Source organism: Pseudomonas serbiensis, from assembly GCF_030580745.1.
Classification (GTDB): domain Bacteria; phylum Pseudomonadota; class Gammaproteobacteria; order Pseudomonadales; family Pseudomonadaceae; genus Aquipseudomonas; species Aquipseudomonas serbiensis.
On record NZ_JAUQOO010000004.1, the window covers coordinates 113530 to 135715 of the forward strand.

Sequence of the window (22186 nt, forward strand, 5' to 3'; positions counted from 1 at the left end):
GTCGGGAGTCTTGAATGTCTGTAGAGCTATCCCTCAAGCAAGCACGTCGCCTGGCACTGGCTGCTCAGGGTTTCAGTGGGCGCCAGCCGCCAGCCACCATCAAGGCCAGCCACGTCGCGCAGTTGATCCGGCGACTCGGTGTGGTGCAGATCGACTCGGTCAATGCGCTGGTTCGTTCACACTACCTGCCGTTGTATTCACGATTGGGCAACTATTCGCAGACGTTGCTGGATCAGGCTGCCTGGAGTCAGGGGCGGCATCGCACGTTGTTCGAGTATTGGGGGCACGAGGCATCGCTGCTCCCCGTCGAGCTTTATCCGCTGATGCGCTGGCGGATGAAGCGTGCAGGCCAGGGCAAAGGCATTTATCAGCAACTGGCCCGCTTTGGTCGTGAGCAGCAGCCGGTTATCGAGAGAGTCTTGCAGGCTGTTCATGAGCGGGGTGCGCTGGGGGCTGGCAGCCTCAGTTCCCGACAGGAGCGCGCAGGCCCCTGGTGGGACTGGAGTGCCGAGAAGCTTGCGCTGGAATGGTTGTTTGCTGCGGGTGAAGTCACGGTGGCCGGGCGTCGAGGTTTCGAGCGTCTGTATGACCTGCCGGAGCGAGTGTTGCCGGCTACCATCCTCGATCAGCCGGAAATCAACGAGGCCCAGGCCCAGCGTGGTCTGTTGCTGCATGCGGCAAAGGCCTTGGGCGTCGGTACGGAAAAGGACCTGCGGGATTATTTTCGACAGGATCCGCTCCCCAGCCGTCTGGCTCTTGCCGAGCTGGTCGAAACGGGCGAGTTGCAAAGGGTTCGGGTCGAAGGCTGGAAACAGCCTGCTTTCTGTCTGCCGGATATCCCGGAGCCTCGAAAAGTGTCGGCCAGCGCCTTGCTGTCGCCGTTCGACTCACTGATCTGGGAGCGTGCGCGCACCGAGCGGCTGTTCGATTTCCGCTATCGACTGGAGATCTACACGCCACAGCACAAGCGGGTTTACGGCTATTACGTCTTGCCGTTCCTGCACAACGAGCGTATCGCCGCGCGGGTCGACCTTCGTTCCGAACGGGCGGCAGGCTGTCTGGCGGTGCATGCCGTGCATGAAGAGGCGCGCGGGTTGGGCGAGGAGGGCAGAGAGGCGTTGACCCGCAACCTGCGCCAGTTGGCCGACTGGCTGGGGCTGCCAGATATACGAATCGTACAGACCGTGTGAAAACTACTGTGCTCGGCCATGCTGCGTTGAAAACAGGCTCGTGCGCGAGTCCGGGCTGGGCGCCCCCATCGCAATGCTCATTTACAACACGTAAAGTCGAGCGCGACTCCGACCGTTCCTCGCCTGTTTTCGCCTTGTCTGACCTTCGCTCGCTACGTTTTCACACGGTCTGCGCAGGAGCGACTTCAGTCGCGAATATCGGCCTTCGCGAATGAAGTCGCCCCCACGGTTTTTCAGCGTTTCACTTGCTTCAATGTCTCTGCAATCAAAAACGCCAGTTCCAGCGACTGATCGGCATTCATCCGTGGGTCGCAATGGGTGTGGTAACGATCCGACAATCCATCTTCGGTAATCGGGCGTGCGCCGCCGATGCATTCTGTGACGTTCTGGCCGGTCATTTCTATGTGGATACCGCCTGCGTAAGTGCCTTCGGCCTGATGCACCTGGAAGAACTGTTTCACTTCCCCGAGGATCTGCGCGAAGTCACGGGTCTTGTAGCCGCTGCTGGCTTTGATGGTGTTGCCATGCATCGGATCCGAACTCCACAGCACCTTGCGGCCTTCACGTTCCACGGCGCGAATCAGTTGCGGCAAGTGATCGCCGACCTTGTTGGCGCCCATGCGGGCGATCAGGTTCAGGCGGCCCGGATCGTTGTCGGGGTTGAGGGTGTCGATCAGGCGAATGAGGTCGTCGGTGTTCATGCTCGGGCCGACCTTGACCCCGATCGGGTTATGGACGCCGCGCAAGAACTCCACGTGGGCACCGTCCAGTTGTCGGGTGCGGTCGCCGATCCACAGCATGTGCGCCGAGCAATCGTAAAAGTCGTTGGTCAGGCTGTCGCGTCGCACGAAGGCTTCTTCATAGTTCAGCAGCAAGGCTTCGTGAGCGGTGAAGAAACTGGTTTCGCGCAATTGTGGCGAACTGTCCAGGCCGCAGGCGCGCATGAATGCCAGGGTTTCGTCGATGCGGTCAGCCAGTTGGCTGTACTTCTGCGCCAGTGCCGAATTGGCAATGAAGTCCAGGTTCCACTGATGGACCTGATGCAGATCGGCAAAACCGCCCTGAGCGAAGGCCCGCAGCAGGTTCAGGGTGGCCGTGGACTGGTGATACGCCTGCAGAAGGCGCTCCGGGTCCGGGACGCGGCTCTTCTCGTCGAAACCGATAGCGTTGATGATGTCGCCGCGATAGGCCGGGAGCGTCACGCCGTCGATGGTTTCGTCGTTGGCCGAGCGAGGCTTGGCAAATTGCCCGGCCATGCGCCCGACCTTGACCACAGGGCAGCCGGCGGCAAAGGTCATGACCACGGCCATTTGCAGCAACACTTTGAACGTGTCGCGAATCTTCGCTGCCGAAAACTCCATGAAGCTTTCAGCACAGTCTCCGCCTTGCAGCAGAAATGCGCGGCCCTGAGAAACTTCGGCAAACTGGCGGCGCAGGTCTCGGGCCTCTCCGGCGAACACCAGTGGAGGATAGCTGGCCAGGCGTTGTTCGACTTCTGACAGGTGCGCGGCGTCAGGGTATTGAGGTTGTTGCTGAACAGGTAATGCCCGCCAGCTGTCGGGGCTCCAGGGTTGGCTCATTATTGGCTCTTGTGGGATATGCAATCGAATCGGCATGTTAACAGTTCAGGGTCGGGCTGCCAGCGCGCGCAGGACGAGCAGGCTCGATAGTTGTGACAAATGCTCTCGCTTGGCTGACAATTCGCCCTTTGCGCTCGGCGCGATTGCCAACCGGGAGAGGTGATGACTGAAGAGCGTGAGCGCGAAGAACGAATCCTGGCCGAAGTACATGATGATTTCGGCATGATTCGCGTGCTGGAGGTGGATGAGTATCGCTTCCTTGAATTTGGCGATGCCATTGAACAGAGTTGTACCTTCACTGCCGACCCTAGCTGGCTTGAGTATGACTACACCCGCGCCATGCTGATCGGTGCCTTGTGCCATGAAGCCCCCGAGAGCGCGTTGTTTCTCGGGCTGGGCGCCGGCACCCTCACTCAAGCCTGCATGAAGTTTCTGCCGCTGGACGATGTGGAAGTCATCGAGCTGCGCCCGGATGTTCCGCGCCTGGCAATCGAGTACATGGGGCTGGATGATGATCCGCGCCTGTATATCCGTATTGGCGATGCACTTGAGCTGCTCGACAGTGCGGAAACTGCCGACCTGATCTTTGTCGACCTCTATACCGATGTCGGCCCGGGAGCCGGGCATCTGGCGTGGAATTTTCTCCAGAGTTGCCAGCAGCGCCTCAATCCGGGCGGGTGGCTGATCATCAACCAGTGGGCTACCGATGACGGCAAGCCTTTGGGGGCGGCGTTGCTGCGCGGGCTTTATCACCGCCACTACTGGGAACTGCCGGTGAAGGAGGGCAATGTCATCCTCATCGTGCCGGCCGATCTGGAGCAGACCCTGAACGTCGAGTCGCTGACCCGCCGCGCCGAGGTGCTTGCGCCGCAGTTGGGCTACTCGTTGCTCCCCTTGATCAAGGACATTCGTTCGGCAACCTGACAGGGAATCAAGCGGTTCGGCGAGAAGCTGGAGTGAGACATTTCGCCGCATGTCGCGATGCGCAATCCCATTCATATGCATGAATGGGTGAAACGTTTAATTGATTGTGCCCGTAATCGCTGGCTCTCAAGGGATTCAGGTTTATTTGTCCAGTTGCGCGATGCCTGCAAGCAGCGCTCCAGCCGCCAATATTTTGTAAAAAAAGCCTCACTTTCAAACGCAATTCCGGTATAGTGCGCGCCGGCCTTAAGAGGCCCTCGTCAGGTATTGCAGTTTTCCGAAGCCTGCTTCGGTAGCTTGTCCGTTTAGGACTATTCTTGACGATCCATTCATCAAACGTTTTCGCAAATCCCCGCCGACAAAGCAGCCAGGGTGACCTCAAGGTCGTACACGGCACGCGCAGCTTTGAAGCATGGGTCTTTGCGGATGCACCAGAGGCAGACCCATGACCCAGGAAATCGGCGGCTTCGCCGCTCTCGACCTTCATCCGAGTATTGTTGCAGCCGTCATCGCGACCGGCTACGAAGAGCCTTCGGCCATTCAGCAGCAATCCATCCCGATTATTCTTGCCGGCCACGACATGATCGGCCAGGCGCAGACCGGTACCGGTAAAACCGCCGCGTTCGCCCTGCCTATCCTGCATCGTATCGATCCGAGCAAGCGTGAGCCGCAAGCCCTGATCCTTGCTCCGACCCGCGAGCTGGCACTGCAAGTCGCCACCGCGTTTGAAACCTACGCCAAGCAGATGCCGGGCGTGACTGTTGTTGCCGTATACGGCGGTGCGCCAATGGGCCCGCAGCTCAAGGCTATCCGCAATGGCGCGCAGATCGTTGTCGCCACTCCAGGTCGCCTGTGCGATCACCTGCGTCGTGACGAGAAAGTCCTCGCTACCGTGAACCATCTGGTTCTCGACGAAGCGGACGAAATGCTGAAGCTGGGCTTCATGGACGACCTGGAAGTCATCTTCAAGGCCATGCCGGAAAGCCGCCAGACCGTTCTGTTCTCGGCTACCCTGCCGCAGTCGATCCGTGCCATCGCCGAACGCCATCTGCGCGATCCGAAGCACGTCAAGATCCAGACCAAGACCCAGACCGTTACCGCGATCGAGCAGGCTCACCTGCTGGTTCACGCTGACCAGAAGACCTCTGCCGTACTGAGCCTGCTGGAAGTCGAGGACTTCGACGCCCTGATCATGTTCGTCCGCACCAAGCAGGCGACCCTGGATCTGGCCAGCGCTCTGGAAGCCAAAGGCTACAAGGCCGCTGCGCTGAACGGCGACATCGCCCAGAACCAGCGTGAGCGCGTTATCGATTCCCTCAAGGATGGCCGTCTGGACATCGTTGTGGCGACCGACGTTGCTGCCCGTGGTCTCGACGTTCCGCGTATCACTCACGTGTTCAACGTGGACATGCCTTACGATCCTGAGTCCTACGTTCACCGTATCGGCCGTACCGGCCGTGCCGGTCGCGAAGGTCGTGCGCTGCTGCTGGTGACTCCACGTGAGCGCCGCATGCTGCAAGTGATCGAGCGTGTGACTGGCCAGAAAGTCGTGGAAGTCCGCCTGCCGGATTCCCAGGCAGTTCTGGATGCCCGCATCAAGAAACTGACCAACAGCCTGTCGCCGTTGGTGGCTGATGCAGAAGCCAGCCACGGTGACCTGCTGGATCGCCTGACTGCCGACATCGGCTGCACGCCACGTGCTCTGGCTGCTGCCCTGCTGCGCAAGGCTACCAACGGTCAGGCTCTGACGCTGTCCGCCATCGAGCGTGAGCGTCCACTGGTGCCGAACAACGCGCCGCGTGCTGATCGTGGTGAGCGTAGCGACCGTGGTGATCGTCCTGAGCGCGAGCGTCGTGCTCCGTTGCCTCTTGCCGAAGGCCGTGCTCGTTGCCGTACCGCGCTGGGCGCGCGTGATGGTATCGCTGCCAAGAACCTGCTGGGTGCAATCCTCAACGAAGGCGGCCTGGCCCGCGAAGCGATCGGCCGTATCCAGGTTCGTGACAGCTTCAGCCTGGTCGAGCTGCCGGAAGATGGCCTTGAGCGTCTGCTGACCAAGCTCAAGGACACCCGCGTTGCTGGCAAGCAGTTGAAGCTGCGTCGCTATCGCGAAGACTGATCGACACCTGAGTTGATCGTCAGATGAAAAAATCCCCGACTGGTTCGGGGATTTTTTTTGCCCTGGATTCAGTCAGTCAAACCGGTAGATATCCATACCCAGTGCTCCCATGGTGAAGCCCTTATAGGCAATGCTGAATCTGCCGCCAGCCCCGCGTGCGAAATACAGCGGTAACAGGTGCTCATCGCTCGGATGGTTGCGTACTGCATGTGGCGCGAGTGTGCGGTAGTTGTGCAGTGCCGGCTCGTCGTTGCTTTCCAGTCGTTCGGTCATCCAGTCACGAAACTCTTTTGCCCAGGGCTCGATGCTTTCCGGGCCGGCATTCCAGTCCAGCTCGCGCAGGTTATGGGTAATGCTGCCGGAGCCTATGATCAGCACGCCTTGTTCGCGCAAGCTGGCGATCGCCTGGCCGATACGGGTCTGCAAGGCGGGGCCTTGGCGGCTTGGCAGAGATATCTGCACTATCGGGATATCGGCTTGCGGATACATCAACGACAGCGGAACCCACACACCATGGTCAAAGGGGCGTCGGCTGTCTGTACGAGCGGGCAGGCCGTTTGCAGCCAGCAGTTCGACCAGCTCGGCGGTCAGTGTCGGCAAACCTTTGGCCGGGTACTGAACTGCAAACAGAGCGGCCGGGAAGCCACCGAAGTCATGCCAGGTTTCCGGTTGCGGATTGCCGTTGACGATCAGCTCGTTGCTTTCCCAGTGCGCGGAAACAATCACGATGGCCTTGGGTCTGGGCATTTCGCTCGCCAGACGAGCCAGCGCCGGACCGCTCTCGCCGGGTTCAAGCGCCAGCATGGGAGAACCGTGGGAGATAAACAGGCTGGGGAACATGATGAAGTCCTGAGTCTTTGAGATGCGCCTATCTTGGGGCAGAGCATTGATCGGAATCCAATATAAGTTCTTAGGCGTTCTGATCGAAATTTCTGAAGTGTTGGCGGTGCGGCAATTAGAGGCCTGCAAGACAGGCACAAAAAAGGGCGACTCGCGTCGCCCTTTCTGGATTTTGCAGCTCTGGATCAACCGCGACGACGCAGCGCCTCGATACGTTCTTCCAGTGGCGGGTGGCTCATGAACAGGCCAGCCAGACCGTGTTTCAGGCCGCCATTGATACCGAAAGCGCTCATGGTGCTAGGCATGTTGACCGGTACGCCCTGTTCGGAGCGCAGGCGTTGCAGCGCGCCAATCATTGCGCTGGTGCCAGCCAGTCGGGCACCGGCTTCGTCAGCCCGGTATTCGCGCTTGCGCGAGAACCACATCACGATGGCGCTGGCCAGGAAGCCCAGTACCAGTTCGGCAAAGATCGTGGTGATGTAGTAGGCGATACCCTGGCCGTTTTCAGTCTTGAAGATCACCTTGTCGACGAAGTTGCCGATGATCCTCGCAAAGAACATCACGAAGGTGTTCACAACGCCCTGCACCAGCGCCAGCGTCACCATGTCGCCATTGGCTACGTGACCGATTTCGTGGGCCAGCACGGCTTTTACTTCATCGGGCGAAAAACGCTCCAGCAAACCCTGGCTGACCGCAACCAGCGCGTCGTTCTTGTTCCAGCCCGTGGCGAAGGCATTGGCTTCGTAGGCAGGGAAAATACCGACTTCCGGCATTTTGATGCCCGCTTCCCTGGACAGTTGTTCAACGGTCTGCAGCAACCATTGCTCATGGCGAGTGCGAGGCTGGGTAATGATCTGCGTGCCGGTGCTCATTTTTGCCGACCATTTGGAGATGAGCAGCGAGAACAGAGAGCCGGCGAAACCGAACACGGCGCAGAAGACCAGCAGCTGATTGAGGTTGAGATCAACCCCGTTGGCCGCCATGAACCCATTGAAGCCAAAAAGGCTCAAGGTGATGCTGGCAATCAGCACGACCGCAAGGTTAGTGGCCAAAAACAGCAAAATGCGCATCATGGTCGAAACGTTCTCCTCGGGAATAAATGCAACGTGATGCCGGGTATATAAGGTGATGCCCGCTGCTATTCAACAGGGGGACTATTTCAAACTGTGTCGTTTTGTCGTATTCGATGTTAATCCTCCCAACCTGAATGGCACCTGAGCCAATGCTGCGGGCGTTTTGCTGGAGGATTGAGGGGCGGCGGGGGCGGGGAGATATTGCAGGAACTGCCCCGAATCGGGTTCGGGGCAGGAGGTCAGGTGGCTTACTGCTTGTAGCCCTTGACGAAGTTACCGATGCGTCCGATGGCCTGTTCAAGGTCGTCGACACGTGGCAGCGTCACCACGCGGAAGTGGTCAGGCCATGGCCAGTTGAATGCGGTGCCCTGTACCACCAGCAGCTTTTCCGACAGCAGCAGGTCGAGGACGAATTTTTCGTCGTTGTGGATCGGGCAGACCTTCGGGTCGATACGCGGGAAGGCGTACAGCGCGCCCATGGGTTTGACGCAGCTTACGCCGGGAATGTCGTTGAGCAGCTCCCAGGTGCGGTTGCGTTGTTCCAGCAGGCGTCCTTGCGGCAGAACCAGGTCGTTGATGCTCTGGTAGCCGCCCAGTGCCGTTTGAATGGCGTGCTGGCTCGGTACGTTGGCGCACAGGCGCATGTTGGCCAGGATGTCGATGCCTTCGATGTAGCTCTGGGCATTGTGCTTGGGGCCGGAAATAGCGACCCAGCCGGAACGGAAGCCCGCAACGCGGTAAGACTTGGACAGGCCGTTGAAGGTCAGGCACAGCAGGTCCGGTGCCAGCGATGCGGTGCTGATGTGTACAGCTTCGTCGTAGAGGATCTTGTCGTAGATCTCGTCCGAGAACACCACCAGATTGTGCTGGCGAGCCAGCTCCAGCATCCCCAGGAGTACTTCCTTGGAATACACGGCGCCGGTCGGGTTGTTCGGGTTGATGATGACCATGGCCTTGGTGTTCGGCGTGATCTTGGCCTTGATGTCTTGCAGGTCAGGCCACCAGTTGGCCTGCTCATCGCACAGGTAATGCACCGGGTTGCCGCCTGCCAGGCTGACGGCAGCGGTCCACAGTGGGTAATCCGGGGCCGGGATCAGGACTTCGTCGCCATTGTTGAGCAGCGCCTGCATCGACATCACGATCAGTTCGGAGACGCCGTTGCCCAGGTAGATGTCCTCGATGCCGATGCCGTCGACCTGTTTCTGCTGGTAATACTGCATCACGGCCTTGCGAGCGCTGAACAGGCCCTTGGAGTCACTGTAGCCCTGGGCTGTCGGCAGATTGCGGATCACGTCCTGGAGGATTTCGTCCGGCGCCTCGAAACCAAACGGTGCCGGGTTGCCGATATTCAGCTTGAGGATGCGATGACCTTCCTCTTCCAGGCGTTTGGCGTGCTTGAGCACTGGCCCGCGAATGTCATAGCAGACGTTTGCGAGCTTGTTCGATTTGCTGAACTGCATGTGATTGATCCCGAAAATGGACGAGTTGTTGCTTGCTTGCAACGAAGGTCGCTGGACATGACCCGATGAAAATGGGTTTGTATGCGACAAACGCGGGTGACAGACTGACATCTGATGAGGCGCAATCATACGTGCCACCCGATCAGTGGAAAAGACACAGATCGGGCTTTTTCGGATTCGGAGGTGTACCTGTGGACAAGTTGCACAAGACGCTTGAAGAGTGGAAGCAAATGCTCGATCCAGAGCAGTACAACGTCTGTCGCCTGAAAGCGACCGAACGACCTTTTACGGGCAAGTACAACGGCACGAAGACCCCGGGCGTCTACCATTGTGTGTGTTGTGACGAGGCGTTGTTCGATTCTGCCACCAAGTTCGATTCCGGCTGTGGCTGGCCGAGTTTCCATGCGCCGATAGAAGGCAGTGCGGTGGTAGAAGTACGCGATATCAGCCACGGGATGATTCGTACCGAGGTGGTGTGCGCGAAATGCGATGCCCATCTGGGGCATGTATTCCCCGATGGCCCGCCACCGACGGGCCTGCGTTATTGCATCAATTCGGTGTGCCTGGATCTGGTGCCACGGGCGTAGCCCTGTCATGTTCGTTGTCTGGCTTATCGACCTCTATCAACAGGGGAAATTGAATGCGCGCGTCATTCGATTGCAGGCTAACGTCATCATTCATTTTTGTGAGGCATCGTCATGAGCGAAAACCTGTTGAGCATTCCTTGCACCACGATCAAGGGTGAGCAGAAGACCCTGGCCGATTTCGCGGGTAAAGCGGTGCTGGTGGTCAATACGGCAAGCAAGTGTGGTTTCACCCCGCAATACAAGGGGCTTGAGGAACTCTGGCAGCAGTATCGCGACCGCGGGCTGGTGGTGTTGGGTTTTCCCTGCAACCAGTTTGGCAAGCAGGAACCGGGCAATGAAGGGGCTATCTCCGAATTCTGCGAGCTGAATTACGGTGTCAGCTTCCCGTTGTTCAAAAAGATCGACGTCAACGGCAGTCAGGCTCATCCGCTGTTCGTGCAGTTGAAGAAGAAAGCGCCGGGCCTTCTGGGTTCGGAGCGTATCAAGTGGAACTTCACCAAGTTCCTGGTCGACAGGGAGGGGAAACTGGTCAAGCGCTTTGCCCCGCTGACCAAGCCCGAAGAGTTGACCGGCGAGATCGAAGCCCTGCTCAAATAGCCCGGTTGTCCTGCACGAGCGGAATCCACTGGTCCAGCATGCTGACCAGTTCCGCTCGGCGAAACGGTTTGGCCATATAGTCGTTCATGCCCGCTGCCCTGCAACGTTCACGCTCTTCGGGCATGGCGTTGGCGGTCAGGGCGACAATAGGCAGGTCGGGCCAGCGCCCGCTGCTGCGGATCTGGCGGCTGGCCTCGTAACCGTCCATGACTGGCATGTTGCAGTCCATCAGGACCAGATCGAAGTAACTGTGCTCCAGTTGCTCGATGGCCTCTGCTCCATGGGCACTGACAATCACTTCGCAGCCCAGTTTGCTGAGCATGCCCTTGGCGACCAGTTGATTGACCGGGTTGTCTTCCACCAACAGGATTCGTGCCGGGCGCTGGGTCGCCAGTTCTTCGGGAGATGTATCGTTTACCCCCGATTCCTCCATATGCAGGGCGCGTCGCAAGGTGTTGTAGAGCGCATTGCGGGCCAGCGGTCGAGCCTGCTGCTGCAAGGGCGCCAGGGCGCTGACCTGCTCGACGGGCATGAAGTTGCCATAGGCGGTGACCAGCAGAATGGGCACCTGTGTGGCCGGACGTATCGCGAACAGGCATTCCGGGCAATCGGTAATCACCAGGTCGGTATGCGGGTCGAGTTCCAGCTCGCAGGTTTGATCGTCGATGCCCCGGCGGGTGAAGTCGACTCCCCAGGTGGGCAGCAGGGTGCCAAGCAGTTCCACCAGGCCGCTGCCCGCCATGCTGATCACCGTCACGCGCCCCTTGAGCGCTGGCGGCATGACGGCTGTCAGGTGGACCGGCAACGGTAGCTCGGCACAGAACAGGCTACCGAAGCCTGACTGCGACTGGATACTCAGCTTGCCGTTCATGGCCTCGCACAAGTTGTAAGTCAGGGCCAGCCCAAGCCCGGTGCCGCCAAATTGCCGGGTGATTGCGGTTTCGGCCTGGGTGAAAGGCTGGAAGATCCGTTCCTGAGCTTCCTTGGCGATACCAATTCCCGTGTCGCGTACTTCGATCCGCACCCGGTTTTCACGAGTTTCAGGGTCCGGTGCGCAGGAAAGACGCACATCCACACGCCCGAAACGGGTGAACTTGAGGGCGTTGGAGAGCAGGTTGCTGACGATCTGCCTGACCCGTGTAGGGTCGCCGATCACCAGCGGGGGGAAGTCCGGGGCGATCAGGCAGGTCAGTTCCACGCTGGGCGCAGCGTTCTGCGAGAGCAGGTTGGCGGTGTCTTCGACCAGCGTGCCCAGATCGAAAGGGATGTGCTCGATTTCCAGGTGCCCGGCGTTGAACTTGGACATGTCGAGAATATCGTTGAGCAGTTCGACCAGCACCTTGCCCGAGTCGTGGGCAATCATCAGTTGCTGGCGTTGCTCGGCGCTGAGCGGGCCATCCAGTGACAGGGCCAGCATTCCCAGCAAGCCATTGAGCGGTGTGCGGATTTCATGGCTCATGTGCGCCAGGAAGGCCGAACGGGCGTGGGCCATGTCCAGTGCGGTGCTGCGGGCGATCTGCAATTCTTCGTTGGACTGGCTGAGGCGAATGTTGCTGGCCTTGAGTTCGTTGGTGCGTGCCGAAACGATGTTTTCCAGTTCGTTCAAGTGATTGGTGAGTCGATCCTCGGCCTCTCGGCGTCTGGCAAACTCGGTGCTCATGGTTTCGATATGCAGGTTGAAGGTCTTGACCAGCACGCCGATTTCATCGTTTTCATGGCTGGGCGGGCAGGCCATTTTCTTCTGGATCGGGCTGCGCGGATCGTGACGGCTCAAGTCGCGGATCAGATTGACCAGCGGCTTGGTCAGGGTCGCGTAGAACAGCATGGTCAGAATTCCCGCCAGCACGAGGCTGCGGACGAAGCCGTTGAGCAGGGTGATCTCTGCCCGTTGCAGGAAGTGGCTGCCGAAGGCAAAGGTATCGACGGTCAGGCTCAGGGTCCCGATCACCTCGCTGGGCATATGGTCCAGGTGCAGGACTTCCTCGAAATGCCGGCTTTCTCCGAACAGCCAGTCACTGAGCATCCGGTAGCGCCCGCTCGCCATGGGGCGTTCGACGCTGGAGAGCACCATATTGTTGTTATCGGTCAGCCGGGCGCTGACCACGGCCGGGGAGTGCAGCAGGCCGAGAGTCAGCTCCTGGGCCAGTTCGGCGTCGATGTTGTACGCCATGCGTGAAGCCGGGTTGTGGCTGATTTCCATCAAAGAGCCAATTTCACGATCGATGGAGGCATCTTCGCTGGCATAATCGAGGGCAATCTGGAACAGGCTGAGCAAGGTTCCAAGAATGAAACCGATCAATACGGCCATCCGGGCCTGCTTGAACGACAGCCTGTTAGTGAACGATATATCCATGGAGTTCAGTCGCTTCTGGTACCCGGTGCGGGGCTAGCATAGCCGATCATGCATTGTCGTTAATCAGTTAAATATAAGGAGGTTTCGTGGATTCTCGGTTGATGGCTTTTCTGGAGCGCGCCGATGCCGTGCTGGCTCGTCTTGAGCCCTTGTTGCCTGCCGTTCGCGAGCCTGTCGACTGGTCCGCGACCCTGGCGGCGCGTTGGGTGCGCGAGGGGCGCAGCGGTTATCTGTTGCCGCTTGAAGTCAGCCTGACCATGCGCCTGTCCGATCTGATCGGGGTCGATCTGCAACGTGATCAACTGGGGCGCAATACTCGCCAGTTCATCGATGGCCTGCCTGCCAACCATGCGCTGCTGTGGGGGTCGCGTGGCACTGGCAAGTCTTCGTTGATTCGCGCCTTGCTGGCCGAGTATGCCGGGGCAGGCTTGCGTCTGATCGAAATCGAGCGCGATCATCTGGGTGACCTGCCGCGTCTGGTCGAGCACTTGCAGAAACTGCCGCAGCGTTTCGTGCTGTTTTGCGATGACCTCTCTTTCGAGTCGGGCGAGGGTGATTATCGCGTACTCAAGAGCGTGCTCGATGGCTCGCTGGAGCAGGCGCCGGACAACGTGCTTCTGTATGCAACCTCCAATCGCCGCCATCTGGTGCCCGAGAAGGAGAGCGATAACGAAAACTGGAAGCATGTGGATGGCGAACTGCATCCCAGCGAGGCGGTCGAGGACAAGATCGCGTTATCGGATCGCTTTGGCCTGTGGCTGTCTTTTTATCCGTTCACTCAGGAGCACTTCCTGAATGTGGTGGAGCACTGGATTAGCCAGTTGGCACAGAGTGCCGGTCTGACCTGGCAGCGTGATGAAGAGCTGGACAAGGCTGCTGTCCGTTGGGCGACAGGGCGGGGTAATCGTAATGGTCGTTGTGCCTATCAGTTTGCGCGTTACTGGGTAGGCCTGAAATTGTTGGAGCAACAGGCATGATCGATTTGCAGGATGTGGGTGCAGGCCAGGAAGGTTATGACCTGCTCGCCGCACAGTTACAGGCATTGTTGGCCGATGAGCGTGATTTCATTGCCAATGCCGCGCAGTTTTCTGCGTTTCTCCATACCCAGATAACGGATCTGAACTGGGCCGGCTTTTATCTGAATCGCAACGAAGAGCTGGTGCTCGGGCCGTTCCAGGGCAAGGTTGCCTGCGTGCGGATTCCATTCGGGCGTGGTGTGTGCGGTGCTGCGGCACAAAGTCGGCAAACCCAGCGGGTTGAAGATGTTCATGCATTTGCCGGGCACATCGCTTGCGACAGTGCCTCGAACAGTGAACTGGTCATCCCGTTGATAAAGGAAGGGCGCCTGATAGGTGTGCTGGATCTGGATAGCCCGAAGCTGGGGCGATTCAAGGAGGAGGATCAGAAGGGGATCGAGCGTATGGCGGCTATCTTTCTGGCGTCCACCGACTGTTGAGTCGGGAGCCTTTCCGCCGTTGCGCAGTGCAGCGCAACGGCGGTGCGGTTATCAATCGTAGATAACCTTCTTCTTCCATTCCGATTCGACTTCGTCGGCCTTCAGGCCTTCAGTCAGGGCGTTGTCATCGTCATCGGTAGGAGCAGTATTGGTCAGCACCATCGAGTTGGCGCGGGCCAGTTGTTTTTCCATGGCCTGCAATTGTTGTTGATAGGTCACAGGGTCCGGCTGGTTGCGCAGGTATTGCACGCCGCGCTCGAATGCCAGGCGAGCCTGACCCGGCTGCTCTTGAGAGAGTGCAAGCTGGCCCAGGTTATTGAAGAACTCGATATGCAGGTTCACCAGGATGACGCGGATTTCACGAATCCAGTGTTTGGCTTCGCTGGTCGGCAGAAAGCCGTCATGGGCGGCGCGAGTGACCTGGCCGTGAAGCGCTTCCAATAGAAAGCGAATGTCCTTGGCCTTGGCTTCGGTCTGGATCGGGCTGACCTGATTGGTAACCTGAATGCGGTCGCCTTGGGCTACCAGTTCTTCCAGTTCGGTGACGCGGGTCTTGAGCTGCGTGTTGCTTTTTTCCAGCGCAAGCATGCGCTGCACGACATTGAGCTCAAGACGGGTCAGCAACAACTTGAGGGCTGGCGACATTAGCTGGCCAGGGAAGGTTTCGCTGATTTCACTGCAACGCCGCAGTCGGTCGCTGAGTTCTACCTTTGCGCGAGCCTTGTCCAGTTTGCTGTTTTCAGCGACATGGTTCAGGTAGCCAATCGCGATAAGCAGCGCGATACCAGCTACTACCATCAGCGTGATCATGAGTGGTGTCACTGCGCAAACCTCATTTTTTCCGTAAATATTGTGCGAGTGTAGTGGCTAAGCACTATTGCGCATAGATGCCTCCGTCGGACATTGCAACTAAATGTTCTCTTTAGACAAGGGTTTTCCGGCCAACGGTCTTCACCTTAAAGAGGGGCGAAGTCGTTGATTTAAATAAATTTTCAGAATGGGGTTGACGACCTGCCAAACCATCCATAGAATGCGCGCCACTTACAGCGTAAAGCACACAGCGAAGCGCAATAAGTAGTGAATGTTGCACGTGTGTCCCCTTCGTCTAGTGGCCTAGGACACCGCCCTTTCACGGCGGTAACAGGGGTTCGAGTCCCCTAGGGGACGCCATATTGCGGGAATAGCTCAGTTGGTAGAGCACGACCTTGCCAAGGTCGGGGTCGCGAGTTCGAGTCTCGTTTCCCGCTCCAGTTTTATACAATCTTGCTTTAGGGCGAGGTTGAGTGAAACCAGAACCAAGTCTTCGGATGCGGATCTGGACACTGGAACACACACCATGTGTTCCGGGTAGCGTGTCCCCTTCGTCTAGTGGCCTAGGACACCGCCCTTTCACGGCGGTAACAGGGGTTCGAGTCCCCTAGGGGACGCCATTGCGGGAATAGCTCAGTTGGTAGAGCACGACCTTGCCAAGGTCGGGGTCGCGAGTTCGAGTCTCGTTTCCCGCTCCATATTCAAACAAAAACGCCGCTCATTGAGCGGCGTTTTTGTTTCTGCATTTTCCCTTTGTGTGCCCCCCAGTCATCAGGGGGCACGTTTTTTTCCTTCTATATATAGAAAGCCTTCAAGGCATCTGTGGCCGCTCGTTCGGGCGCAGGTCGAAAATCAGCACTTCTGAATCTACGCCTTCACTCAACTGAATCAGTTGTTCGTTGCGCAGACGCACACCATCTCCTTCTCCAAGCCGTTCGCCATTGAGCACAACACTGCCGCGGGCTACATGCACGTAGGCATGACGGTCGGCTGCAAGCTTGAGGCTGGCCGTTTCATCTCCATCGAACAGACCGGCATAGACCCTGGCATCCTGACGAACTTTCAACGAGCCGTCGTTCCCTTCGGGGGAAATGATCAACTGCAAGCGGCCGCGTTTCTGTTCAGGGCTGAAATGCTCTTGCTGATAGCTCGGTTGAGCACCTGCCACATTCGGCACAATCCAGATCTGCAGGAAATGCACCTGCTCGGTTGGCGAGTGGTTGAACTCGCTGTGTGCGACGCCGCTGCCAGCACTCATCAATTGCACATCGCCAGGGCGGATGACCGAACCGGTTCCCAGTGTGTCCTTGTGTTCCAGAGCACCTTCGAGCACATAGGAGAAAATCTCCATGTCGCGGTGGGGGTGTTGGCCGAAGCCTTTGCCTGCTGCAACACGGTCATCGTTGATCACCAACAGATCGGAAAACCCTTGTTCCAGCGGGTTGTAGTAGTTGGCAAACGAGAAGGTATGAAACGATTTCAGCCAGCCATGGTTGGCTGCGCCACGTTCGGAAGCTTTGCGAAGAGTCAGCATGATTCTTTCTCCATCCAGATGTCGACGCTGCACATTCAGGTATCGACCAAGTGAGATAGAGGTTACTGGTTATCGAAGTGCGTAATAAGTAGCTGAAAAACGAATGACTGTCCTGTTCTGGTTGACAGTCAAGGGCGTGCAGCAGAGCCGGCTCATCTTCGTCATAATGCGCAGTCTGTCTTCCCACCTTATTCAAGTGATGCATAACTTATGAAAACCGTGGCGATGGTTCTATTCCCGGACTTTCTCTTGCTCGACATGGCTGGGCCTATCGAGGTTTTTTCCATTGCCAATCGCTACCTGCATCCCGATAAGCACTATCAGATATCGACCATAGGGACCGAGCAGGGCGCTCTTCGTGCGTCCAGCGGCGTGAACATCGTGGCCGACCGGCATATGGATCAGGCCATCGAGGATTACGACCTTCTGTTGATACCCGGAGGGCCGGGTGCTTACAACGAAAGGCACCAGCCTTTATTGAACTGGTTGAATGAGGTTGCGCCCCGGTCTTCTTGCTATGGCTCTATCTGTACCGGTGCCTTCATTCTGGGAGATGCCGGGCTGCTCGACGGGCATCGCGTCACTACCCACTGGCATTACACGGACCGGCTCATCAAGCGTTTCCCCAAGGCGCAGGTGGAAACCGATCAGATCTACATCCGGGACCGCAACCTCATGACGTCGGGTGGCGTCACTGCCGGTATCGACCTCGCTCTCGCGGTTGTGGCTCAGGACCATGGCAAGAAGGTCGCTCAGGATGTGTCCAAAGTGCTGCTGGTATTAATGAAGCGCCAAGGCGGCCAGGCACAGTTCAGCCCCTTGATGACTGCCGTCGCCCTTCAGGAAACCGCCATCACTCGTGTGCAGAACTATGTGCTGGAGCATCTGGACGAGGCCTTCAGCATCGAGCGCATGGCAGGATTGGCCAACATGAGTGCCCGGCACTTTGCCCGCACCTTTGCTCGTGAAGTCGGGATGACGCCCATGGACTTCCTGCAAAGCGCCCGCATCGATCACGCGAGGAACCTGCTGGAAACCACGGACCTGCCGCTCAAGACCGTGGCGTATAAGAGCGGTTTCGGCAGCGTGCGGCACATGCGGTTCTTATTCAGCGGCAAGATCGGGCTGACGCCAGCCCAGTATCGTGAGCAGTTCAGCTAGGACTGTGCGGGGCTGCATAGCCCCGGCTCCCTCCGAGCCCAACGAGCGCTTCAACGGCTGATTCCACTCCCCATTGTCCGTATTGCGCACCGCAATGACCGTATCACGTCTCCCGTGCCGGTTGTCCCGACGCTCCTGCCTGCCAAGATAAACGCCAATCCTTTACAAAGGTCGTGCGGTGGTCCGGAGAGCCGGGTTTATCGGCGCATGAATGGATATGGACAGCCTCAAGAACATTCACAACGATTCGGTGCTGGGCTTCGGTCCCTATGTGTTTCATGTGCGTCAACGCCTTGTGATGAAGGGCGATACGGCGTTGCGTGTGGGGGGCAGGGCGCTCGATATTCTTCAGGTGCTGATCGCGCACGCGGGTAGCATCGTCAGCCAAAAGAGCCTGATGGCCCAGGTCTGGCCCAATTCTATCGTCGAAGACATCAACCTGCGTGTACAGGTTGCAGCCCTTCGGCGTGCCTTGGGGGATGGGCGTAACGGTCAGCTCTACATCCAGACGGTTCCCCAGCGAGGTTATTGCTTCGTGGCCAGCGTTCAGCATGTCGAACCGTGCAGCGAGCCCCCTGCGTCACGGCATAATCTGCCAGCACGTCTGACGCCGGTCATTGGCCGTGACGAGGTCGTGGGCAAGATCGTGCGTCAGTTGCCAGGCCGGCGTTTCATGACGCTGGTCGGGCCTGGAGGTATCGGCAAGACAACCGTGGCCTGCCGGGTCGCCGAATCACTCCTCAGGCATTATCCGGACGGTGTCTGGATGATCGATTTTTCTGCGCTGGATGGCCCGCAGCAGGTGGCCGATCAATTGGTGACGGCGCTGGGGCTTGCCCGGCAGTTGTCTCTGGATGGTCTGGTCGATACCTTGGCCGGACGTCGTGCGTTGTTGATATTCGATGGTTGTGAACATCAGCCCGAAAGCGGCCGACGTTGGGCCGAGTCCTTGTTGCCGGCCTGTACCCATCTGTCGATTCTGGTGACCAGTCGCCAACCGCTGCATGCCGAAGGCGAGTCAGTGTTGCGCTTGCCTGGGCTGGCCCTTGCGCCAGCCGGTACACATGACGCCATGGCCTATTCCGCCATGCAGCTATTTGTTCGTCGAGCCCAGGCGTGTCAGCAAGGTTTTGTCTTGCGCGAGCAGGATGTCGCGGTGGTGGGCGATATCTGTCGACGGCTCGATGGCATTCCCTTGGCAATCGAACTGGCGGCTGCGCGAGTCGACGTCTTCGGGCTATCGGGTTTGCAGGCGCAACTGGACAATTTCTTTCAGTTGCTGACCTTTGGCCGACGCTCCGCCGTCACCCGGCATCAGACCTTCAAGGCCTCGCTGGACTGGAGTTTCGAGCGCCTGAGTCTTCATGAGCAAGTCGTGTTTCAGCGCCTTGCGGTCTTTACGTCGGCATTCACGCTGGCGGCCGCCATTGAGGTGATCGCCTGTACCTCGTTGAGTGCCGATTGCGTGTGCAAGGCTGTGGAGCAATTGGTAGACAAATCGCTGCTGTCGGTAACCCAAAACACCGGCACGTTACGGTATGGCTTCCTGCATACCACTCGCTTCTATGCTCTGGAAAAACTGCAACACAGCGGCCATGGGCGAGTATATGAAGCACGTTTTGCGAGACATCTCGCTCATGGGCGTGTCTGTGAGACGTACACTCCGTCACTGCAACTGGTCGAGTAGTCGCCGGGCAGCGATCAGGTCCGGTGTTGCAAAACCTTCGGTGAACCGCGCATGGACAGCCTCCAGCACGTCGTACGCCTGCCGTTCATGTCCCTGACGCTGCTTGAGCCGCGCCAGTGATGTTGCGCTGCGCAGTTCCCAGGCGAGTGCTCCCTGTTTTTTCGCTACCTTCAACGCTTTATGCAGTATGGCTTCGGCCTCGTCTGCCTCTTGAGGCGGCAGGCTGTCGGCCCTGGCCCGCAGGATTTCCGAGGTACACCAGCCGGCAGCTCCGCTTTGCGCCCGCTCGAACAAGGCATCATCAATCTGCCCCTGGCGCAGGGTGAGCATGATGTCCCTGATAATCCCGTCACTGTCCGCAAAGTTGATATCGGTGTCTGGAGATGCCATCAACTGAGCATAGTGTTGCCCCCAGTCATAGAACAGCAGCGCCGAGTGCCGTTGTGACTGTTCGCGCAGCAGTTTCAATAATTCGCTGGCTGTCTCGGTATTGCCGTTGTAGAGCGCGATGGCGCAACCGGCGAGGGAGAGGGTGTGGCAGATCGAGGTTCCGTGGTTGATCTGCAAGGCAATCTCCAGCGCCTGCCGGGCTGTCTGCCAGGCCAGTTCGGGGCGACCTTGCAGCCAGAGAATACGCGCCTGTATGGTCAGGGCCGCAACGCTCTGGTCGTACTGCACGCCGAAACCATAGGTGAATCGATTGAGATGCCCGCTTTGTGCCAGGCGCTGAATGACCCGGTCGGCATTCTGTCGCGCCAGAGTCTGATCGCCTGAAAAATGCAGCGCCAATACCCGTAAACGATGGGTGCTCAGGCAGGTGATGAGGTCGGTGCGCATGCCCAGTCGATTGAACTGCCGGTTTTTTTCAAGGGCTTCCTTGTACTGACCCTGACACAGATTGACGGTCATTTGCCCGGAGATTGCCCGCAACTGACCTGCCACATCATGAGTCTGTTCGGCCAGTGCCTGGGCTGTCACGAAGGCATCCATCGTTTCGGATATGTTGCTGTGCGTGTGATAGGAAACGCTCCCCAGTGCCAGCTTGAGAGAGATCAGCAGTTTCGGTGATGGAAATGGATCTGCTTCCAGCAGCTTCAAAGCCTTGCGTACATAAAAGCCATGTTCCTTGAGCAGCGAAAGCTCCTGCCAGAGCGGTGTGCAGTATGCGATCAGTTCGATGACCAGCTTCTGCGCATGCCAGTTATCGAGCCCCCAATCCAGCGCAGCCCTGATGTCTTCCAGGCTGTGGATATAGCGCTCGATCCATTTATGAGTGGGGATTTGCTCCCAGTCACTATGAGCCTGCTGCATGATGGCCAGGCAGCGTTGGGCATGGCGTTCGCGTATGGCCGGCAGTTGTTCGCTGTGGCGCAGTTTCTCCAGGGCATAACTGCGAGTGGTGTCGAGCAGGTAATAGAGCACGTCTTCGTCCACGAACTCGACATTGAGCAAGGACTTGGTGACCAGTTGGGGCAGGGTGGCAAAGACTTCAGGCGCTGTAATCTCTGGATCGGTCACCACTGCCATGGCTGACTCCAGGCTGAAGCGGCCCTTGAACAGGCTCAGGCGTTGCAGGCAGATCTGCTCGCTGGTGCTCAACATCTGGAAGCTCCAGTCCAGTGTGGCGCGCAAGGTCTGATGGCGAGCCAATGCACCCTGATGGTTTTGGCCATGCAGGAGGAAGCTGGCTTGCAGATGTTCAAGCAGATTACTGAAGCCCAGGTTGCCCACCTGAGCGGCTGCCAGCTCGATAGCCAACGGAATGCCATCGAGCCGCTGGCATATTTCAATGGCCAACTGCAGGTTGGCTTCAGTCAGTTCAAAGTGTTCCTGGTTGGCCGTCGCGCGCTCGACGAACAATTGCAGGGCAGCAAAACGCATGGCTTCGGCAAGGCTTTTTCCCGCAGCGGGCGGGCAGTCCAGAGGCTCCAGGCGCTCCACGAACTCGCCATCGATCTGCAGGCTCTCGCGGCTGGTGATCAGAATATGCACATCGGGCGCATTGCGCAGAATGCCTTCGCTCAGCAAGGCAATGGCATCGACCATATGTTCGCAATTGTCGATCACCAGCAGCATCTGTCGGTCTCGCAGGAACGCGCCGATACGGTTCATCGGCTCGTCATCGTGCGCTGCGATATCGAGCAGCATGGCCAGATGAGTCGTGATCATTGCCGGGTCGGTAATGGGGGCCAGATCCATCAGGCGAATGCCATCGCGGTAATGGCCTATCAATTGTTCCGCGACCCGCAATGCGACCGTGGTCTTGCCGATGCCACCGGGGCCGGTCAGTGAAATGAAACGGTGTTGTTGCAGTTGGCTCGCCAGCCTGTTGACCAATGCATCACGTCCCAGAATACGCGATTGACGAGTGGGCAGATTATGGCTGGTCGAGGTATTCATATTGGCGTTTGGCCTGTGTTCGACCCGTTGCAGGGTGATGGGAGCGACAAAGCTGTAACCACGTTGCGCAACTGTAACAATATAGCGCTGCCCGGACTGACCATCGCCCAGCGCTTTGCGCAGGGCAGCCATGTGTACGCGCAGGTTGCCGTCCTCAACAACGCTTCTTGGCCAGACATGAGCCATGAGCTGTTGCTTGCTGACCATATCCCCGGCGTTCTCGATCAGGATCAACAGAATATCCATGGCGCGGCTACCCAGCCGCACGGGACGGTCGGCGTCCAGCACCAGACGTTGTTGAGGGTAGATCCGATAAGGGCCGAAATGCACAGCCAGTTCGGTGAGAAGGGTCAAGGGTTCATTCCTGTTATGTCGCCTCCGGCTGCTGTTTTTCGGGCAGATAAATGCGCCCCCGAGC

The 22186-nt window shown here is 58.3% G+C and carries 17 protein-coding genes and 4 tRNA genes; 13 read left to right on the top strand and 8 right to left on the bottom strand.

What is annotated here, in order from left to right; translation table 11 throughout:
• Positions 1-14 precede the first annotated feature (14 nt).
• Positions 15-1190, top strand: a complete 1176-nt coding sequence (locus Q6A51_RS07135) for a winged helix-turn-helix domain-containing protein (RefSeq protein ID WP_304574428.1) — start codon at positions 15-17, stop codon at positions 1188-1190.
• Positions 1191-1423: 233 nt separating this feature from the next.
• Here the strand turns inward: Q6A51_RS07135 and Q6A51_RS07140 are convergent, their stop codons facing one another.
• Positions 1424-2770: a class II 3-deoxy-7-phosphoheptulonate synthase gene (locus tag Q6A51_RS07140; RefSeq protein ID WP_200999908.1), complete on the bottom strand. Its 1347-nt coding sequence runs from the start codon at positions 2768-2770 to the stop codon at positions 1424-1426.
• Between the two features lie 162 nt (positions 2771-2932).
• Between Q6A51_RS07140 and Q6A51_RS07145 the strand changes: the two genes are divergently transcribed.
• On the top strand, positions 2933-3694 hold the full coding sequence (locus Q6A51_RS07145) for a spermidine synthase (protein ID WP_200999907.1): 762 nt from the start codon (positions 2933-2935) through the stop codon (positions 3692-3694).
• Between the two features lie 412 nt (positions 3695-4106).
• Entirely contained in the window at positions 4107-5810 is a 1704-nt protein-coding gene (locus tag Q6A51_RS07150; protein WP_201019376.1) for a DEAD/DEAH box helicase, read from the top strand.
• A gap of 72 nt (positions 5811-5882) precedes the next feature.
• Here Q6A51_RS07150 and Q6A51_RS07155 read toward each other — a convergent pair whose 3' ends face one another.
• The 3 genes from Q6A51_RS07155 to Q6A51_RS07165 all read right to left on the bottom strand — a co-directional run bounded on the left by Q6A51_RS07155 (position 5883) and on the right by Q6A51_RS07165 (position 9183).
• On the bottom strand, positions 5883-6650 hold the full coding sequence (locus tag Q6A51_RS07155) for a DODA-type extradiol aromatic ring-opening family dioxygenase (RefSeq protein ID WP_304574429.1): 768 nt from the start codon (positions 6648-6650) through the stop codon (positions 5883-5885).
• Positions 6651-6835: 185 nt separating this feature from the next.
• Positions 6836-7723, bottom strand: a complete 888-nt coding sequence (gene htpX, locus Q6A51_RS07160) for a protease HtpX (RefSeq protein ID WP_025261263.1) — start codon at positions 7721-7723, stop codon at positions 6836-6838.
• A gap of 248 nt (positions 7724-7971) precedes the next feature.
• Entirely contained in the window at positions 7972-9183 is a 1212-nt protein-coding gene (locus Q6A51_RS07165) for a pyridoxal phosphate-dependent aminotransferase (protein WP_025261262.1), read from the bottom strand.
• A 191-nt stretch (positions 9184-9374) separates the two neighbouring features.
• On the opposite strand from Q6A51_RS07165, the gene msrB reads away from it, so the two are divergent.
• The gene (msrB, locus tag Q6A51_RS07170) at positions 9375-9770 is read left to right on the top strand and encodes a peptide-methionine (R)-S-oxide reductase MsrB (RefSeq protein WP_236123884.1); all 396 of its coding nucleotides are present in this window, start codon (positions 9375-9377) and stop codon (positions 9768-9770) included.
• 111 nt (positions 9771-9881) lie between these two features.
• On the top strand, positions 9882-10367 hold the full coding sequence (locus Q6A51_RS07175; RefSeq protein ID WP_200999903.1) for a glutathione peroxidase: 486 nt from the start codon (positions 9882-9884) through the stop codon (positions 10365-10367).
• Here the strand turns inward: Q6A51_RS07175 and Q6A51_RS07180 are convergent.
• Positions 10360-12720, bottom strand: a complete 2361-nt coding sequence (locus Q6A51_RS07180; RefSeq protein ID WP_304574430.1) for a hybrid sensor histidine kinase/response regulator — start codon at positions 12718-12720, stop codon at positions 10360-10362. The genes Q6A51_RS07175 and Q6A51_RS07180 overlap by 8 nt on opposite strands.
• An 86-nt stretch (positions 12721-12806) precedes the next feature.
• Between Q6A51_RS07180 and Q6A51_RS07185 the strand changes: the two genes are divergently transcribed.
• Both Q6A51_RS07185 and Q6A51_RS07190 read left to right on the top strand, forming a co-directional pair.
• Positions 12807-13697, top strand: coding sequence for an ATP-binding protein (locus Q6A51_RS07185; RefSeq protein WP_200999901.1), 891 nt, complete (start codon positions 12807-12809; stop codon positions 13695-13697).
• On the top strand, positions 13694-14176 hold the full coding sequence (locus Q6A51_RS07190; protein WP_200999900.1) for a GAF domain-containing protein: 483 nt from the start codon (positions 13694-13696) through the stop codon (positions 14174-14176). The genes Q6A51_RS07185 and Q6A51_RS07190 overlap by 4 nt, the downstream gene beginning before the upstream one ends.
• A 51-nt stretch (positions 14177-14227) precedes the next feature.
• Here the strand turns inward: Q6A51_RS07190 and Q6A51_RS07195 are convergent, their stop codons facing one another.
• Positions 14228-14986, bottom strand: coding sequence for a hypothetical protein (locus Q6A51_RS07195; protein WP_200999899.1), 759 nt, complete (start codon positions 14984-14986; stop codon positions 14228-14230).
• Positions 14987-15270: 284 nt separating this feature from the next.
• Between Q6A51_RS07195 and Q6A51_RS07200 the strand changes: the two genes are divergently transcribed.
• From Q6A51_RS07200 to Q6A51_RS07215, 4 genes are all read left to right on the top strand, one after another.
• Positions 15271-15346, top strand: a tRNA-Glu gene (locus tag Q6A51_RS07200).
• A gap of 4 nt (positions 15347-15350) precedes the next feature.
• A tRNA-Gly gene (locus Q6A51_RS07205) sits at positions 15351-15426 on the top strand.
• 104 nt (positions 15427-15530) lie between these two features.
• Positions 15531-15606: transfer RNA gene (locus tag Q6A51_RS07210), tRNA-Glu, on the top strand.
• Positions 15607-15608: 2 nt separating this feature from the next.
• Positions 15609-15684 (top strand) — tRNA-Gly (locus Q6A51_RS07215).
• Between the two features lie 113 nt (positions 15685-15797).
• Here Q6A51_RS07215 and Q6A51_RS07220 read toward each other — a convergent pair.
• The gene (locus Q6A51_RS07220; protein ID WP_304574431.1) at positions 15798-16520 is read right to left on the bottom strand and encodes a pirin family protein; all 723 of its coding nucleotides are present in this window, start codon (positions 16518-16520) and stop codon (positions 15798-15800) included.
• A gap of 210 nt (positions 16521-16730) precedes the next feature.
• Here Q6A51_RS07220 and Q6A51_RS07225 point away from each other — a divergent pair, with 210 nt between their 5' ends.
• Complete coding sequence (locus Q6A51_RS07225) at positions 16731-17681, top strand: GlxA family transcriptional regulator (protein WP_304574432.1); 951 nt, start codon at positions 16731-16733, stop codon at positions 17679-17681.
• 217 nt (positions 17682-17898) lie between these two features.
• Positions 17899-19368: an ATP-binding protein gene (locus Q6A51_RS07230; RefSeq protein WP_304574433.1), complete on the top strand. Its 1470-nt coding sequence runs from the start codon at positions 17899-17901 to the stop codon at positions 19366-19368.
• Here Q6A51_RS07230 and Q6A51_RS07235 read toward each other — a convergent pair.
• Positions 19348-22122, bottom strand: coding sequence for an ATP-binding protein (locus Q6A51_RS07235; RefSeq protein WP_304574434.1), 2775 nt, complete (start codon positions 22120-22122; stop codon positions 19348-19350). The genes Q6A51_RS07230 and Q6A51_RS07235 overlap by 21 nt on opposite strands.
• Positions 22123-22186: the final 64 nt, after the last annotated feature.

What these genes read in the sequence shown, in the direction of transcription:
- Q6A51_RS07135 (WP_304574428.1), top strand. Translation starts at nt 15, where the DNA reads ATGTCTGTAGAGCTATCCCTCAAGCAAGCACGTCGCCTGGCACTGGCT.
- Q6A51_RS07140 (WP_200999908.1), bottom strand. Translation starts at nt 2,770, where the DNA reads ATGAGCCAACCCTGGAGCCCCGACAGCTGGCGGGCATTACCTGTTCAG.
- Q6A51_RS07145 (WP_200999907.1), top strand. Translation starts at nt 2,933, where the DNA reads ATGACTGAAGAGCGTGAGCGCGAAGAACGAATCCTGGCCGAAGTACAT.
- Q6A51_RS07150 (WP_201019376.1), top strand. Translation starts at nt 4,107, where the DNA reads ATGGGTCTTTGCGGATGCACCAGAGGCAGACCCATGACCCAGGAAATC.
- Q6A51_RS07155 (WP_304574429.1), bottom strand. Translation starts at nt 6,650, where the DNA reads ATGTTCCCCAGCCTGTTTATCTCCCACGGTTCTCCCATGCTGGCGCTT.
- htpX (WP_025261263.1), bottom strand. Translation starts at nt 7,723, where the DNA reads ATGATGCGCATTTTGCTGTTTTTGGCCACTAACCTTGCGGTCGTGCTG.
- Q6A51_RS07165 (WP_025261262.1), bottom strand. Translation starts at nt 9,183, where the DNA reads ATGCAGTTCAGCAAATCGAACAAGCTCGCAAACGTCTGCTATGACATT.
- Q6A51_RS07175 (WP_200999903.1), top strand. Translation starts at nt 9,882, where the DNA reads ATGAGCGAAAACCTGTTGAGCATTCCTTGCACCACGATCAAGGGTGAG.
- Q6A51_RS07180 (WP_304574430.1), bottom strand. Translation starts at nt 12,720, where the DNA reads ATGGATATATCGTTCACTAACAGGCTGTCGTTCAAGCAGGCCCGGATG.
- Q6A51_RS07190 (WP_200999900.1), top strand. Translation starts at nt 13,694, where the DNA reads ATGATCGATTTGCAGGATGTGGGTGCAGGCCAGGAAGGTTATGACCTG.
- Q6A51_RS07195 (WP_200999899.1), bottom strand. Translation starts at nt 14,986, where the DNA reads ATGATCACGCTGATGGTAGTAGCTGGTATCGCGCTGCTTATCGCGATT.
- Q6A51_RS07220 (WP_304574431.1), bottom strand. Translation starts at nt 16,520, where the DNA reads ATGCTGACTCTTCGCAAAGCTTCCGAACGTGGCGCAGCCAACCATGGC.
- Q6A51_RS07225 (WP_304574432.1), top strand. Translation starts at nt 16,731, where the DNA reads ATGAAAACCGTGGCGATGGTTCTATTCCCGGACTTTCTCTTGCTCGAC.
- Q6A51_RS07230 (WP_304574433.1), top strand. Translation starts at nt 17,899, where the DNA reads ATGGACAGCCTCAAGAACATTCACAACGATTCGGTGCTGGGCTTCGGT.